This window comes from Bacillus sp. LR--39 (genome assembly GCF_053613335.1).
This window is the reverse complement of record NZ_JBSIOT010001017.1, coordinates 1-656: the sequence shown is the minus strand read 5'-3', so window position 1 is coordinate 656 and position 656 is coordinate 1. Positions and strand designations below refer to the sequence as shown.

At 48.8% G+C, this 656-nt stretch carries 1 protein-coding gene; it reads right to left on the bottom strand.

Annotated elements, in window-relative coordinates; all coding sequences use genetic code 11:
- Nucleotides 1–656 (bottom strand): penicillin-binding transpeptidase domain-containing protein (locus ACWHAR_RS28140; RefSeq protein WP_452088578.1); only part of this gene is annotated, 656 nt, incomplete at both ends.

Sequence of the window (656 nt, the reverse complement as noted above, 5' to 3'; positions counted from 1 at the left end):
TATTGTCGGAAAGCGCCAGCGCCTGCAGAAGCGTAATCGGCTTGTTGGCATAGTATCCGTTATAGTTGCTTGGAGAATAGGTTTCTCCCTTTGCATCAATTTGAAACTCGGTTTCTTCGCTTTTCATCAAAGTGACTGGCGTAAATCCGCTCTGAATCGCTTTATAGTACAGCAACGGCTTGATCGTCGAAGCAGGCTGGCGCTTCGCCTGTGTCGTCCGGTCAAACGGGCTTTTTTGATAATCCCTGCCGCCGACAAGGGCGAGAACGTTTCCGGTGCGGGGATCAATGGCTGAAAACCCGACTTGAATGTCAGAGCCCGCGTTAACCGTTTCGGTAATGGTCTCCTCGGCGATGCGCTGCATCCGTTTATCTACCGTTGTATAGACGTTTAACCCGCTCGTTTCAATTTGCTCCCGTGTCATGCCGAGCTTTTTTTCCAGCTCTCTCATCGCATTGTCATAGAAATAAGGAGCCTTTCTCTTGGAAACTTGTTTATTCAAAGGCTGATAGGAAAGAGGTTCCTTGATCAATTCATCCGCTTTTTTTTGGCTGATCATCTGCTGCTTTTCCATCATCCGCCCAATCGTTTTCTGGCGTTCCTTGGCCTTCGTCTCATTGACATACGGTGAATAGCCGGAAGGGCCTTTCGGGATT